Consider the following 13716-nt stretch of genomic DNA (forward strand, 5'->3'; position numbering starts at 1 on the left):
TGCGCCGGTCGCTTTTCGCTATGACATTGGTATTCGCAAAGCGCCAAGTATAAAACTAACAATGAACATCCAACATTTAACAACGAGCAACCAACAACAATCAACCAACAACCAACAACCAACAACCAACAACCAACAACCAAACTTAAACAACAACGTTAACATTTCCCAAAAGCCGTGGGCATCCAAGGTAAAAGTGTTAATTTTATAGTATGGCTATGAATGAAAGAAAAGGGTTTCGCTTTGAAACGTACGAAGCACCCGAACAATCGATTTTTGATAAGCTTTTTGATATTTTTCAAGAGCTGATCACACATACTTCTGGCGATTTTGACGAAGCGATAGACTGGTTACGTGAGCTGGACAAGGAATATGAACTGACTACCGAAGACTACACCATTGACGATTTTATTGAAGATCTAAAAGCGAAAGGGTACATACGCGAAGAGTTTAAAGATGGAGGTGGCGACGGTGAAGACGGGGAAGAAGGTTCTGGCGGCGGAGATATCTCCATAACCGCAAAAATGGAACGTATTATTCGTCAGCGTGCATTGGACCAAATTTTTGGCAAGTTAAAACGTAGTGGTGCGGGTAACCATAAAACAGGAAAATCCGGACAAGGTGATGAGCACACGGGCGACCTTAGGGAATACCGTTACGGCGATGGTCTAGAAAACATATCTATGACCGAGAGTCTTAAAAACGCCCAAATTAATCACGGTGTGGGCAGTTTTCAATTGAGCGAAAATGATCTGGTAGTAGAAGATACCCAGCATAAGGCGCAAATGAGCACCATTCTTATGATCGATATTAGCCATAGTATGATCTTGTATGGAGAAGACCGTATTACGCCTGCCAAAAAGGTTGCTATGGCATTGGCAGAATTGATTACCACCAGATACCCAAAAGACACATTAGATATTTTGGTTTTTGGTAATGATGCCTGGCCCATACCTATTAAAGATTTACCATATTTAAAAGTAGGTCCGTATCACACCAATACCGTTGCCGGATTACAATTGGCCATGGATATGCTGCGTAGAAAGCGTAATACCAATAAACAGATTTTTATGATTACCGATGGTAAGCCAAGTTGTTTGCGCATGCCAGACGGTACGTATTATAAAAACAGTGTGGGGCTAGATGATTTTATTGTGGAAAAATGCTACAATATGGCGCGACAGGCAAGAAAATTGCACATACCCATTACCACGTTTATGATAGCTCAAGACCCATATCTCATGCAGTTTATTCGCCATTTTACGGAAGCCAACAAGGGCAAGGCATTTTTCACGGGTTTAAAAGGGTTGGGTGAAATGATATTTGAAGATTACGAAGCAAACAGAAAAAAAAGATTGAAATAAGACCAAAGGAATACTATGAAATTAGATTATAAAAATATACATACGTTGGGAGCCTTAAAAGCTGCCGGATACCAAACCAAAAGTGTAAAAGACGAGTTGCGAGATAACCTTATTGATAAAATAAAAAAGGGAGAAGATGCCTTTACCGGTGTTTGGGGCTATGAAGACTCGGTTATTCCAGAATTGGAGCGCGCCATATTATCTAGACATAACATTAATTTATTGGGACTTCGTGGTCAGGCAAAAACACGTTTGGCGCATTTAATGGTAAACCTGTTAGATGAATATATTCCCGTTGTAGAAGGTTCTGAAATCAATGACGACCCCATGAATCCCATGTCTAGATTTGCCATGGAACTGATCAAAGAAAAAGGAGACGATACGCCAATTTCATGGTTGCATAAAAGTGAGCGTTTTGCAGAAAAATTGGCAACGCCAGATGTTACGGTGGCGGATTTAATTGGTGATGTAGATCCTATAAAAGCGGCAAATCTAAAATTATCTTATGCAGATGATAGGGTAATTCACTTTGGGATGATTCCACGTGCCAATCGCTGTATCTTTGTAATCAACGAGTTACCCGACTTACAAGCTCGTATTCAGGTTTCTTTATTCAATATTCTGGAAGAAGGGGATATTCAGATCAGGGGATTCAAGCTGAGATTGCCTTTGGATATTCAATTCGTATTCACGGCAAACCCGGAAGATTACACCAATAGAGGAAGTATTGTAACTCCACTAAAAGATAGAATTGGGTCGCAAATATTAACCCATTATCCTGATGATATTGAAATAGCCAGAAAAATTACGGAGCAAGAAGCTAAGCTTGATGCCCGCCAAACCGATGCTGTTTATGTTCCGGATCTTGCAAAAGACCTTTTGGAGCAAGTGATTTTTGAAGCTCGGGACAGTGAGTATGTAGATGCCAAAAGCGGGGTGAGTGCCCGTACGAGCATTACGGCTTTTGAAAACTTGTTGAGTACCGCAGAGCGCAGGTCTTTATTGAACGGTGGTGACCATACCATGGTACGTTTAAGTGATTTCTTAGGAATTGTACCTGCCATTACGGGAAAAATAGAATTGGTATATGAAGGAGAGCAGGAGGGAGCGGATGTTGTTGCCGGTATCCTGATAGATGATGCGGTTAAAACATTGTTTCCGAAGTATTTTCCAAAAATCAATAAACTAGAACGAAAGGACGAAGAAACCGTTTATGATGAACTGTTGCACTGGTTTTTTCAAGGTGAAGGTTTTGAATTGATGGACGATTTTACCGATGAGGAATACAAACGTGCATTGGATAGTATTCCTGCATTAAACCAATTGATGAAAGATCATCAGCCAGATTTTGATGCAAAAGATGCCTATTTCTTAAAAGAGTTGTTATTATGGGGATTGGTATCCTACAAAAAATTGAACAAACAACGCTTTACAGACGGGTATGAGTTTAAAGACCTGTACAGTAGTTTCTTGAAAGGAATTTAAAATTCCATATAAAATAGAAAAGCCCGTTCAAACTTGAACGGGCTTTTTTTATGCTAAAAATGAGTTTGTTATTCTATTACCCAAACATCATTTGAATGGGTTCTACTGTTAGCACTTGCATTAAGGTCTAAACCGCCGGAAACAATAATCTTGTTTTCAAATAATGTGGTCGCGTGTCCTAAACGAGCGGCAAAAGTCTCATTGATTGCTATTTGTACCCAATCAATACCATTCTCAGAATACCAGGCATCTGCAAAAGTAGTAACATCTTGTTCAAAAGTGGTTTCGTTTACAACGGCTTGCCATCCGCCAATGACCCAAATTTTATTATCATATACTACAGATGTATGTTCTGCACGAACGCCAAATACGGTTGCTGGATCAACTTCTACCCAATTGATACCGTCTGTAGAAGAATAGATATCGTTTAAAAAGTTTGATGAAAAATCTTCTATGAACATACCACCTATAACATACATTTTATCTTCAAAGACAACAGTCGTGTGGTCTGCTCTTGGAGAAAATTGCGTGCTTTCTGCCACCTGTTCCCAAACAAGTCCGTCTTCAGAAGACCAAACGTCGTTCTTTTGATCAGATACACTAGTGCCTCCAATTACCCATAGTTTATCGTTGTATACGACCGTGGAGTGACCTTCGCGAGAATCAAACCCAGGCGAGGTTTCATTACGTGTCCAAGTTTCACCATCGCTCGTTGACCAAACATCACTAAAGCCACCACCTATGACCCAAAGTTTATCTTTAAAAACAATAGCTGTATGGTTGCTTTTAGGAAAGAAACCAAAAGGTTCTTCGGCAACCAAGGTCCAGTCTTTTCCATCAACAGAAGACCATACATCTTTATAGCCGTTAGAATCATCTTGCCCACCAATAAGGTAAAGTTTACCGTTAAACTCCGTTATGGTATGATTTCTTCTTGCCGAAAAGGCTGCATTCTCTTGTAATGCAACTTCTGCCAAAGAAATTCCTTTGGTAGAAAAGCTAAATATAGAGGTGCTGTTGGTTTCTGCACCATTTGCATCTATAGCAACTACCATCCAATAATATGTAGTGTTTCTTTCCAAATTCGTGGTCAATACAAATGAAGTATCCTCAATATTTTCGCCTAAAACGGTTTCAGGAGTTGTATTTGTATCTAAAAGTATTTTGTAAGTAATACTGTCTCCGTCAGCATCAATAGCGGCATTCCAAGTTAGGGTAGGTGCCAATTCTATATTGCTGTCTTCATTTTCAACAGTAAGTAAGTCAAACGCTTCTGGAGCACTATTTTCAGTCTCTTCAGGTTCTTCTGTTGTAGGTTCTTCAGTAATAGGATCTTCAGGCTCATTGACCATGTCGTCATTAGAACATGATTGAATAAAGAAGGCTGACATTGAAATAAAAAGTAGGTTTCTTACTTTCATATATTAGAAAATTTAAGTTTTACATATAACCTTATTTAAAATATTTTATTGTAGTCCCCAATGGAAAAGCCCTTTCATGTTTTGAAAGGGCTTTCTTCTTTTTCATAGCAATTTAAACTCATTGCAATTGATAAGCGGGCAATTTAAAAATAAAGGAACTGCCTTCATATGGTTTACTGAGTACCACAATGGTGGTGTCATGTAAGTCCATAATCTTTTTAACAATGGCAAGGCCTAAACCTAACCCTTGCTTTTTAGTGGTTTTATCTACCTGTTTATATCGATCAAATATAAATGGTTGGTCGTTTATAGGTATGCCGTTACCGGTATCTGTAATATTGATTTCTATCTGTTTGCCCATTTTTAAAAGGCTCAAAGTGACTTTTCCATGAGGCTCCGTGTACTTAATTGCATTCTCGATTAAATTTTGCAGTGCCCTTTCTACCAAACCAATATCTGCATAGACCATAAAATTCTCCTCAGGATTGTCCAATTCTAAGTGCAATTGCTTCTGTTCTGCCAATAACCTGAACTTTGCAATAAGATCATGTGAAAGTTCTGTGATAGAGAAAGGTTCTTTTATTGGGGTCACTTGTTCTGCTTCTAATTTAGAATACTCGAACAGTTGATTGATCAAGTCAGATAACTTATCAATGTTAGCATGGGTTATTTGTAAGTACTCGTCTTTTTGATGCTCTGTCAATGAATCTTTCTTGATCTGTAACGTTTCTATATATCCTTTTAAAACAGCAAGCGGAGTACGTAAATCGTGTGATACATTGGCAATCAACTCTCTTCGTAAATTATCTACAGATTTTATTTTCTCCATATTCTCTACTATGGAGTCTGCCATTTTATTAAAGGAAAGTGCTACCACTTCAATATCGGATTCTTCAGGATTTTCTATTCTAATATCTAGATCTCCTTCTTGAAATTTACGAACGGTCTGTGTAATCAATCTTAAATTTTTGGTCAAGAACCAAATACTTAGAACTCCAATTAAAGCCGAAAAAAGCATGGTCAGCAAAATGGCACCAATGCTCAGTTTTGTAAAATACGAGCCAAAAAGGTTGTCACTTATAAGGGCCAATTGCTTTCCGGCAACTATAATATAGATATAGCCTTCATGACCATCTATTGAAAATGGAGCTGCAGAAAAAATATTTTGCTCATTGGGGTTTAAAGGGTCGTCGCCCAAAATAAATTCTTGTCCTTTTGATGCTATGTATTTATTAATCGGTTCTAAGGAAACCGATTTCATTGGCTCGTTGTCGTTATGTTCCAGTACTACGGAATACAGAATGTCACCGGCATTGTTCAAAAGATATATTTCTATACCCCGATTAACGGCCATCATATCATGCATTAAATCACCAAAAAGCGCTTTGTTTACACTACCGTCTTCAAGAAAAGGGGCATCATTCTGAAATTTTTCCTGGATGACATGTTCTGCAACGTTAGCATTAATGCGCTGGGTAATGGCCTCATTGTAGTTAAGCGTAAGATACCCTGTGATAAAAATATAAGAGGCACCCATTAAAACAATTAGGAAAATAAAAGCGATCCATAATTTTTTGACCAGTTTAGGGGTCAAGGTCTTTTCGTTCTTCATAATGCCATTATCTCTTCATTAAACTTGTAACCAACGCCCCATGTTGTTAAAATATAGGTTGGGTTAGCCATGTCAGATTCTATTTTGGCGCGTAATCTGTTGATATGGGAGTTTACCGTATGCTCGTATCCTTCAAAATTATAGCCCCAGATCATATTCAATAATTCTGTTCTGGTATAGTTTCTACCTGGGTTAGAGGCCATTAGGACCAATAGTTCAAATTCCTTAGGCGAAAGTTCGATCTTATAATCATCTACAACTACCTTACGTTTGTCAATATCTATGGTTAAACCCTCCGCTGATATAATGGAAGTATCTTCTTGTTTTTTACCGGTGTCGTTAGTTCTTCTTAAAACAGCTTTTATCCGTGCCAATAATTCCCTTATGCTAAAAGGTTTGGTCATATAATCATCTGCACCTATTTCCAAGCCCAGAACCCGATCAATTTCCTCTGACTTTGCGGTAAGCATGATTACGGGTGTATTTTTGGTAGCCCGTAGTCTTCTACAAACTTCAACACCATCTAAGCTTGGCAAGGTCAAATCTAAAAGTATGAGCTCATAATCATTTTGCAAAGCCAGTTGAAGTCCTTCATCGCCATCCATAGCCATGGTTGTTTCATAGCTGACATCAGACAAATGAAGTTCTAACAACTTAATGATTTCGGGGTCATCCTCTATAATTAGTATACGTTTCATATGGAGTAACGAATTAAGATAAAAAGTATCACAGAAAAATCACATTACGCAGAAAAGTACCGTATCTACTGTAATGGTTTGGGTGTTGAGTCGTGTAATCCAATAATAATTACAAAGAAGTTGAATAAATCCGATTAACAGAATACATAAGGCGATGTAAGGTGACAGCAAAAAAAAAGCCTCGATAAAAATAATCGAGGCTAATATATCTAGAATTTTATATTATTTCCAGTGATCCACATGCTGGTTCATATCATCGAACAAATAAGTACCCACAATTTCTTTTCTGTACACTACAGCCAAAAAGGTAACTAATAATAATACGGCGTATAGCAATAATATAGCAAAGCCCAGGGGCAAAAACGTACTTGGAATAAGATGATTTTCAAAATCCGAATAACTGAATAATATGATAATGGTTTCTACCAATTTATAGAGATAGACCAAAGAAATAAGATATAACACGTATTCTAAAGTGCGCATTGGCGGGTCACTTAGTTCGTTTTCACTGATCTTAAACCATAGTACATACAGAAAAACCAAATGGATTATGGATAACAAGGGGAAAATGTAGTTGTCAATCTTAAAGAAATAAAACTTGTTGGTGTACAAGCCGTAAAAACTAAAAATGTTCAATAGAAACAATACGGCAACCGATACGATTAAAGTACGTTTCCAGGTCAATATTCCTTTAATAGAATTCATAAAACTAAGTTTAAATGGTCTTAGGGGAACCATAGTTTCGTTTCAAGAACGGGTATGTTTTTCGTTTATTTTAAACAATTCGATGAACGGTTAACTTTGTTGATTAAGTTACTGACCTTAAGCTAACCACCTCTTTATGATACTATATTTTATAAATAAAAGTAACATAAAACTGATTGCAAAAATTAGCAAAGGCATTTGCATGCTAGTTGGTCCTATGACATCACTTATATTACTGTAAAAATAAAAATATAGTATTTGAATAGTCGTGGCAATAATGGATATTAAACCTAATTTAAAAGCCATAACTTTTCTAAGAAGTAGAAATAGTGATGCTGTAGTTCCAGCAAAAACATCAACACCAAATACGATCAGCAACCAAAAAGGACGGTTCTCATAGATATATCGTTCATCATCTGTCAACACGTTATAAATTTCATCTGTAACAAAACATTCGCTTAAAAAAGATAGAATTCCAGTGATGCTATAAAAAAGGGCAAAAACAGCAACTGCCCAGAAAATTTTTGGCGGATTTACTGTTGAATTGATCATAGAGGGAGCCTAAGTGTTTGTTACTTAGACCAATTTAATAAAAACCCAATGATTAACAACAAACCACTGTATAGTTCATGCTAAATTGTAATTACTTTTGTAGCTATGAAAAAACAGCAGTTTTGCTATTTGGTACGATTACAATATTTAGGTTTTCGATATAACGGTTGGCAAGAGCAACCAAAAATGAGGACTATTACGGGTATGTTAAACAAAACCTATGCTTTCTTATACCCAGATAAGCATTTTAAAATATTAGGTGCCGGTAGAACAGATGCAAAGGTTTCTTCATTAGATGGTGCTTTTGAATTGTTCGTGGATGATGAAATTAAAGACTTCAATGGTTTTGTTATTGATTTTAATAAAAATCTACCACCGGATATTAGATTACTTTCCATATCAGCCGTTGAACAAAATTTTAATATTATTAAGGATAGTAAAACAAAGGAATATTGTTATTTCTTTTCCTTTGGAACCAAAAATCACCCATTTAGTGCCCCGTTCATTACAAACTATATGCACGACCTTAATTTAGATGTAATGAAAGAAGGTGCCACATTATTCACTGGGACTCATGACTTCTCTGTATATACTGCAGAATTAAAAGCGAATGCCAAAACCATAAGAAAAATTGATTCTTGCCATATTGAACCCAACACTATGTTGACCGCTAATTTTTTTCCAGAGCAGAGTTATGTTTTAAGAATTAAGGGCAAGGGTTTTATGCGATATCAAATTAGAATGATCATGGGAGCATTAGTACAATTGGGCAAGGGGGAACTGTCACTTGATGATATTAGAGCTTCTTTGCTTTCAGATGCTGATATGGTCTTAAAAACTATTGCACCTGGTTCCGGTTTAATTCTTAATGAACTGACCTTTACGAATTAGTTGTTAGTTTAATATATTTATAAAAAATACTATATATGGCCACAAATAAAAAGCTCAACTTCCCAAAGCGAAAAAAGAAAAAATCGCGCCAGCAGAATAAGCTAGGGAAAGCTCCGGGGACTATAAGTTACATGGGAGATAAGGAGCGTGGAGATAGTGTTATTTATAGTACTACTTATAATGCCGATGGTTATGAAACCAAAGAGTTTACGGATTTAGAAGCATTTTTTGCGGAAAAAAGAACAGATCAAACTTCTTGGATCAATGTAGTTGGTATATCTGATGAGCCCTTTATTGAAAAATTAGGTAAGCATTTTAACCTAAACCCTTTGGTGTTAGAAGATATCGTAAATACCGAACAACGACCCAAAGTAGATGAATATGACGACTATATTTTTGGCATATTTAGAATGTTATATATTTCTGAGGAAGAAGAAATTGTAGGGGAACATATTGCCTTGGTCTTATTGGAGAATACCGTATTGGTATTTCAAGAGGTTAAAGCTGATGTGTTTAACGGGCTAAGAGATCGTATAACCGGTAAGTTAGGGCGCATTAGGACCAGAGGTGCAGATTACCTGTTTTTTGCACTTTTAGATGCTATTGTGGATAATTATTTTTTAGCTATTGAAAACCTGAACAACAGAATTGAAATTCTAGAGGAAGAAGTATATTCTAATCCAGAACCGGTGGTAGCAAAGAACATTCAACTACTTAAAAAGGAAGTGCTAAAGATCAGAAGATGGATCTTTCCGGTAAAGGAGCTAATAAGCCGACTTATAGATTCTGAAAATCCGTTGATTACGAAGGATACGAAATTGTTTTTACGAGACGTATTGGACCATGCCATTGAAATAAACGAAAGTTTACAGATTTATAGAGAAATGTCTATGAGTTTAATGGAAATGTACATGAGTAATATGAGTAATAAAATGAACGAGGTAATGAAAGTATTGACCATTATGGCCTCGATATTTATACCATTGACTTTTATTGCCGGTATCTACGGAATGAACTTTGACCATATGCCAGAACTGCATTATAAGTATGGTTATTACGTTGTTTGGATCGTAATGATACTTCTATTTATAGGTATGATGTTCTATTTTAAAAAGAAGAAGTGGTTATAAACCTGCGTCTATTGCCTTTTTAAAGTACTGAATTACCTATAGCATACGTATTCCATTAAAGAAATATGCTTATGGGTCATTGGTAGCTTAGCGTTTCATATATCTTGCCCTTGTTCAATGTATTGGACAAATAAGGTTTTGACATTTTTTTAAAAGTGATCAAAATGTAGTAGTAACATTTAATATGTATATATGAAAACTAAGAATATTTATATGTCTATAGCGGGAATCCTTTTAATGACAGGAACGCTAATGGCGCAAGAGAAGAATCAAGAAGTTTTAGATACTAAAATATCTAAATCTTATACTGTAAACAACGGAAAAAAGTTGGTTAAAAATTCAGTAGAGATTACCACAAAACGATTGAACACTGTTGAAAGTGCTAAAGAAGATGAGGGCAAAATAGATCAGGATAGGGTAGTGGACAGTGTAGCCACAATTATTAAAACAGTTCAAATAGATAATGACGAAGACGATGCTTTCGATGAAAAAATAGTGTTCAGTTATGAAGCTAAAACTCCTGAAGATTTTGTTTTGGTTTCAAAGAACAATGAATTGGTGGTAGCTATGAATGAGGGTGACAATTTAAAAATCGTAGAGAACATCAATTTGAAAAGCAAAAAAATGATGAACGATAAAACCACTTATATTTTTACCAACGAACACGGTGAAAATTTAGAATTTTTGGTGGAAGAATATAGTAGACCCAATGAAACTGCTATGTTAGAAGAGTAATTCACTATAACAATGAATAGAAAAGAGCCGCAAATGCGGCTCTTTTTTATATCAATCTTTATTGTTTAACTAATCAAAAAGGCTAGATGATAAATACCGATCACCACGATCACAAACGATAGATACAATAATACCTTCTTCTATTTCTTGAGCTAATCTTAGGGCAACGGTAGCTGCGCCACCACTACTCATCCCAGAAAAAATACCTTCTTCCCTGGCTAATTTTCTTGCCATTTCCTTGGCTTCTATCTCATTGACCTCCATAATACGATCTACCTTTTTAGCATCAAAGATCTTAGGTAAATATTCCGTAGGCCATTTTCTAATACCAGGTATGCTGGCGTTATCACTTGGTTGTACTCCTACAATTTGTATATCCTTATTTTGTTCTTTTAAGTACGTAGAAGTTCCCATGATGGTACCCGTTGTACCCATAGCGGAAACAAAGTGGGTAATTTTACCTTGGGTATCGTTCCAAATTTCAGGTCCCGTTGTTTTATAATGTGCTTTCCAGTTATCTGGATTGCCAAATTGGTTCATCATTTTATAACCTTCATTGGCTACTTTATTTTCAGCATAATCGCGAGCACCTTCAATACCTACATCAGAAGAAGTTAGGGTCACTTTTGCGCCATAAGCTCTCATGGTCTGCACACGTTCTTTCGTAGAATTCTCGGGCATTACCAATTCTATATCCAATCCGTATACTCCGGCGATCATAGCCAAGGCAATACCGGTGTTACCGCTAGTAGCTTCGATCAGCTTATCATTTGCCGTAAAATCACCATTATCATAACCTGTTTTGATCATGTTATACGCGGCACGGTCCTTAACGCTTCCACCAGGATTATGACCCTCCATCTTAAAATACACGGATACGTTAGGGTTGGTATTTAAAACCCTTGATTTTACCAAAGGCGTATTACCAATGAGCGATAATAAAGAATTAGACATGGGGTATTGTTTTTATTTTAATTTCTGGGGTGTGGAAAACAGTGGAATGTGCGGGTACAGACGCCGTTATCCATGCGTTACCACCAATAATACTGTTGGCACCTATTATGGTATCTCCGCCTAAAATAGTGGCATTGGCATATATGGTGACATTATTTTCTATTGTTGGATGCCGTTTGGTCTTCTGTAAATTTTTAGCCACAAAAAGACCGCCCAAGGTAACCCCTTGGTATATTTTAACATCGTTCTTAATTATTGCAGTTTCACCTATGACCACACCTGTGCCGTGATCTATATGGAACGACTTTCCTATTTGCGCACCAGGATTAATATCTACGCCGGTTTGTCTATGGGCATATTCCGTCATTAATCTTGGTACCAATGGAAATCCTGTTTTATACAGTTCGTGTGCCAACCTATATACGGATATGGCATAGAAGCCAGGATATGCCATGTACACCTCTTCAATGGATAATGAAGCAGGGTCACAATTAACGGTAGCCTCTGCGTCTAAATTTAAACTTTCTAACACTAAGGGTAATTTTTCAACATAGTTCTCCCAAACCTTTTTACAGGGTTTTTCACTTTCCCAGCATGCTAGATCAACTAGTTCATCAAATTGTTTCTCCAATTCACCCAAGCTGTCCGCTACCGGTGTTTCAATATCGAACAGGGTATAAAAAAGTAAGTCGGTAAACTTTTCAGTATTTCTTTTTAATCGAAATCTTAAGTTTGGTTGCTTCTTGTGAGTATTAATCTTTTCGATAATAGATCGATGGTCCATGAGTTTGCATTAGTTCATCAAAATTAACCAAATAACTAAAAGTACTTCTCATCTAATGGTTAACTTTAGCTTAAAATCACAAGAGTTAGGTCGTATGTTAGAAACGAATATTACAAAAAGCACTTTACAATATTTAAATGCACTTAAAGAAAACAATAATAGAGAGTGGTTTACGGAACATAAACCCACCTTTCAAAAAGAACAAGAACAGGTAAAAAGCTTTTTTAATCATGTACTACAATTATTGAATGCCCACGATGAAATTGAAAAATTAAAAATATTTAGAATTTATAGGGATGTTCGTTTTTCCAAGAACAAGACTCCTTATAAAACGCATTTTTCTGCCTCATTTGCTAGAGCTGGTAAGCATAGGCGTGGTGGCTACTATGTGCAAGTTGCGCCGGGCAATAGTTTTATAGCTACCGGTTTTTGGGCACCAGAGAAGAATGACCTTTTACGCATAAGAAAGGAGTGGGCGTTAGATATTTCTGAATTGGTCGCCATTATCGAAGACAATTCGTTTAAAAACATATGGGGTCCATTGGTAGGTGATGAGCTTAAGACAGCACCTAAGGGATTTGATAAAGAAGACCCTAACATTGCATTTATTCGTAAAAAACAATTCATTTTTACCAAAAGCTTTACCGATGCAGAGGTACTGTCAGACGATTTTGCCAAGCAAATAGACCAAGCGTTTAAGACTATAAGACCATATTTTGACCTTATGAGCAGTATATTGACCACCAATTTAAATGGGGAATCACTATTGGACGAGCTCTAACTTTTCAAAATATTGAATTTGATCCTGTATTCTTTTAATCACCATATTCATCATTCGCTTGTTCAAGGCAGATGAGTTTTGAATATAAATTTCATATTCATCGACCGTAAATTGACCAATGATCATACCTTTTAAAGAATTTCTAAACTTAATGTCTTTTTGAATGGCCTTGGTAACATAGTCCAAACGTTTTTCAAGTTTTAGCTCGTAAAACGTATTTTTCATTTTCTTGATATAATTCTGAAAAGAGGCTAGGAATAAATCATTCTGTAATTTTAATATGGGGCGTAATGTAAGATTTTGAAATCGTTCATCATCACTCATATTTGGTACTATTCTGGCAGATGGAATTAAAGGTCGAATTGACTGCAATTTCTGTGTCCTGTCCATTATTTATAGATTTTACTTAAAGGTACGTATAAGATAAAATCCATATACAAGGGGTATAATAAGTTTTTAACCTCTTATGAACAATAACCACAGTATTAAATAAGTACCCCTAAAATTTTGTTTATCATAATTCTGTCAAGCAACAATTATTAATATGAAACTTATTAATTGCTCTCTATTTACAATTGATAAATCGTACCTCTAAAATGGGTCA

The 13716-nt window shown here is 36.3% G+C and carries 14 protein-coding genes; 6 read left to right on the forward strand and 8 right to left on the reverse strand.

What is annotated here, in order from left to right; translation table 11 throughout:
- The first annotated feature begins 212 nt into the window (after positions 1–212).
- Both CSC80_RS14255 and CSC80_RS14260 read left to right on the forward strand, forming a co-directional pair.
- Complete coding sequence (locus CSC80_RS14255; RefSeq protein ID WP_058102657.1) at positions 213–1364, forward strand: VWA domain-containing protein; 1152 nt, start codon at positions 213–215, stop codon at positions 1362–1364.
- Positions 1365–1379: 15 nt separating this feature from the next.
- Entirely contained in the window at positions 1380–2849 is a 1470-nt protein-coding gene (locus CSC80_RS14260) for a magnesium chelatase (protein ID WP_099192678.1), read from the forward strand.
- Positions 2850–2917: 68 nt separating this feature from the next.
- Here the strand turns inward: CSC80_RS14260 and CSC80_RS14265 are convergent, their stop codons facing one another.
- The 5 genes from CSC80_RS14265 to CSC80_RS14285 all read right to left on the reverse strand — a co-directional run bounded on the left by CSC80_RS14265 (position 2918) and on the right by CSC80_RS14285 (position 7837).
- On the reverse strand, positions 2918–4270 hold the full coding sequence (locus CSC80_RS14265; protein WP_099192680.1) for a kelch repeat-containing protein: 1353 nt from the start codon (positions 4268–4270) through the stop codon (positions 2918–2920).
- A gap of 118 nt (positions 4271–4388) precedes the next feature.
- The gene (locus tag CSC80_RS14270; protein WP_099192682.1) at positions 4389–5882 is read right to left on the reverse strand and encodes a HAMP domain-containing sensor histidine kinase; all 1494 of its coding nucleotides are present in this window, start codon (positions 5880–5882) and stop codon (positions 4389–4391) included.
- Positions 5879–6580, reverse strand: a complete 702-nt coding sequence (locus CSC80_RS14275) for a response regulator transcription factor (RefSeq protein WP_058102660.1) — start codon at positions 6578–6580, stop codon at positions 5879–5881. The genes CSC80_RS14270 and CSC80_RS14275 overlap by 4 nt, the downstream gene beginning before the upstream one ends.
- A 222-nt stretch (positions 6581–6802) precedes the next feature.
- Positions 6803–7285, reverse strand: a complete 483-nt coding sequence (locus CSC80_RS14280; protein ID WP_074673716.1) for a hypothetical protein — start codon at positions 7283–7285, stop codon at positions 6803–6805.
- Positions 7286–7402: 117 nt separating this feature from the next.
- Positions 7403–7837, reverse strand: a complete 435-nt coding sequence (locus tag CSC80_RS14285; protein ID WP_099192684.1) for a hypothetical protein — start codon at positions 7835–7837, stop codon at positions 7403–7405.
- A 105-nt stretch (positions 7838–7942) separates the two neighbouring features.
- Here CSC80_RS14285 and truA point away from each other — a divergent pair, with 105 nt between their 5' ends.
- From truA to CSC80_RS14300, 3 genes are all read left to right on the forward strand, one after another.
- Positions 7943–8728 (forward strand): tRNA pseudouridine(38-40) synthase TruA, encoded by a 786-nt coding sequence (gene truA / locus CSC80_RS14290; protein WP_099192686.1) that lies wholly within the window; start codon positions 7943–7945, stop codon positions 8726–8728.
- 35 nt (positions 8729–8763) lie between these two features.
- Entirely contained in the window at positions 8764–9858 is a 1095-nt protein-coding gene (gene corA, locus CSC80_RS14295) for a magnesium/cobalt transporter CorA (RefSeq protein ID WP_099192688.1), read from the forward strand.
- 192 nt (positions 9859–10050) lie between these two features.
- Positions 10051–10593, forward strand: a complete 543-nt coding sequence (locus CSC80_RS14300; RefSeq protein WP_143751758.1) for a hypothetical protein — start codon at positions 10051–10053, stop codon at positions 10591–10593.
- Between the two features lie 69 nt (positions 10594–10662).
- Here the strand turns inward: CSC80_RS14300 and cysM are convergent, their stop codons facing one another.
- Together cysM and epsC are read right to left on the reverse strand one after the other, a co-directional pair.
- On the reverse strand, positions 10663–11547 hold the full coding sequence (cysM, locus tag CSC80_RS14305) for a cysteine synthase CysM (protein ID WP_058102666.1): 885 nt from the start codon (positions 11545–11547) through the stop codon (positions 10663–10665).
- Positions 11540–12331 carry a serine O-acetyltransferase EpsC gene (gene epsC, locus CSC80_RS14310; RefSeq protein WP_099192690.1) on the reverse strand — a complete coding sequence of 264 codons (792 nt, stop codon included), beginning with the start codon at positions 12329–12331 and terminating at the stop codon, positions 11540–11542. The genes cysM and epsC overlap by 8 nt, the downstream gene beginning before the upstream one ends.
- Positions 12332–12425: 94 nt before the next feature.
- Here epsC and CSC80_RS14315 point away from each other — a divergent pair, with 94 nt between their 5' ends.
- Positions 12426–13112 (forward strand): DUF2461 domain-containing protein, encoded by a 687-nt coding sequence (locus CSC80_RS14315; protein ID WP_099193365.1) that lies wholly within the window; start codon positions 12426–12428, stop codon positions 13110–13112.
- Here CSC80_RS14315 and CSC80_RS14320 read toward each other — a convergent pair.
- Positions 13095–13502, reverse strand: a complete 408-nt coding sequence (locus CSC80_RS14320; RefSeq protein WP_058102668.1) for a hypothetical protein — start codon at positions 13500–13502, stop codon at positions 13095–13097. The two genes, CSC80_RS14315 and CSC80_RS14320, sit on opposite strands and share 18 nt — an antisense overlap.
- Between the last annotated feature and the right edge of the window lie 214 nt (positions 13503–13716).

It is taken from the genome of Maribacter sp. 6B07, assembly GCF_002700155.1.
In the GTDB taxonomy this organism is placed as follows: Bacteria; Bacteroidota; Bacteroidia; order Flavobacteriales; family Flavobacteriaceae; genus Maribacter; species Maribacter dokdonensis.